2 protein-coding genes are annotated in these 1,531 nt (G+C 55.9%); one reads left to right on the forward strand and one right to left on the reverse strand.

Annotation, left to right across the window (positions count from 1 at the left end):
- Positions 1-494: FAD:protein FMN transferase (locus tag GX147_09175; GenBank protein NLN60850.1), on the forward strand; the 494-nt coding region annotated here is incomplete at its 5' end.
- A gap of 63 nt (positions 495-557) precedes the next feature.
- Here GX147_09175 and GX147_09180 read toward each other — a convergent pair.
- Positions 558-1,481, reverse strand: coding sequence for a ketopantoate reductase family protein (locus GX147_09180; GenBank protein ID NLN60851.1), 924 nt, complete (start codon positions 1,479-1,481; stop codon positions 558-560).
- Positions 1,482-1,531 lie beyond the last annotated feature (50 nt).

Here is a 1,531-nt window from a genome sequence, read left to right on the forward strand (position 1 = left end):
CCCGACAGTTGGAATCGGAAGGTGTGCAGTCCCTTCTCCTGAGCGTGGGCGGCAACGTTCGCGCGATCGGCGGAAAAATCCTCAACGCAGACAATCAAGAATCCTACTGGACCATCTGGATCCAGTACCCGGACAAAACATCGGATCAGGAAGATATGTTTGCCTTGATCATCGCGGGCCTTTCCGTCGTATCCAGCGGAGTCTATGAACGATATTATACGGTCAACGACATTCGTTACCACCACATCATCGACCCGGAGACGCTGATGCCGGCCGGCCGCTTTGCCCAGGTGACGCTCCTCTGTCCGGATTCGGGTCTGGCGGATGCGTTGTCCACGTACGTATTCAATCTGTCGGCGGAGGAGGGGATGCGCTACATCGAATCGTTGGAGAACATGGAAGCCTGCTGGGTGACCGGCGAGGGTGAAATCCTGTATTCCTCGGGATTTTCAGCCTACATCAAAGCATCCGGAAAAGACCGGTCCGACCGGTAAACAAGTAGACCGGCACACGGAAAATGGCGCCCCTCGGGGCGTCATTGCTTTGAAAAGGGTGCTTTATCTGTTTTCCAGCGTCCGGATCCTGTCGTACAAGAAGCGGTTGATCGGCGTGTCGATGCCGTGCTTGGCGCCCAGGGACAATACGGTTCCGGCAAACAGCTCCACCTCAGTGGGGCGTCCGCTGTCCAGGTCCTGAGCCAGTGAAGGCTTTCCTTCCGGCCGAAGGGTATCCAGGACGTCCAGCCAGTAATTGAGGTCCTGCTGTGTCAATTCGATGCCTTCGGCCGCAGCGAGCGGGATCACCTCTTCCATGGCGGCGATCATGGTGCGGCGGGCTTCGCCCGGCTGCTGGATCGTGCCGTAGGTTCCCCGAAAAACGGCTACTGCCTGGTTGACGCCTACATTGAGCATGAACTTGCCCCACAGTCTGGCCTTCATATCCGTGTCGACTTGATGGGGAAATTCCGTTCGAATAAAAAAGTCTTCCACGCTGCGGACCCGGGGTGTCAGAAGTCCCTTTTCTCCTTCACCGAAGCAAACCAGTCCCATATTCTTGTAGGTCAACTCGTTATCCGATCGTATGCCGTCCATGCCCTGGGCGACGGCGTACAGCACCTTTTCACGGCCATAGCGCTTTCCGATGATCTCTTCGCTCACAATGCCGTTTAAAAAGGACAGGATCAGCGTATCGGTTCCGATTTGATTTTCGGCGTCCCGGATGGCCTGCTCCAAGCCCTCAAACTTGACGGTGAACAACATGAGATCCGCCGGACCGGTCTGTTCTTCGGGGGCGATGAAGTGAAACCGACAGGGTTCTTCGTTGCAGAAGATGGGGGTGGTTTCATAGCGCTGTTGGCGATCGGTTCCCGCGACGATGCGAAGATCTTCGAAGGGCATTCTGCGACTCAGATGGTGGGCGTACATGATACCCAGAGAGCCCAGGCCGATCAGGGATACGGTTTTGATTGCAGGGTGCGACATCGGTTTGTTCCTTTCGGGATAGTTTGTAACAATGGGATTGTACCACAACC

This window comes from Deltaproteobacteria bacterium, from assembly GCA_012522415.1.
Taxonomy (GTDB): domain Bacteria; phylum Desulfobacterota; class Syntrophia; order Syntrophales; family JAAYKM01; genus JAAYKM01.

Bases quoted from the DNA above. Each gene is read 5' to 3' on its own strand.
- GX147_09180 (NLN60851.1), bottom strand. From the start codon at position 1,481: ATGTCGCACCCTGCAATCAAAACCGTATCCCTGATCGGCCTGGGCTCT.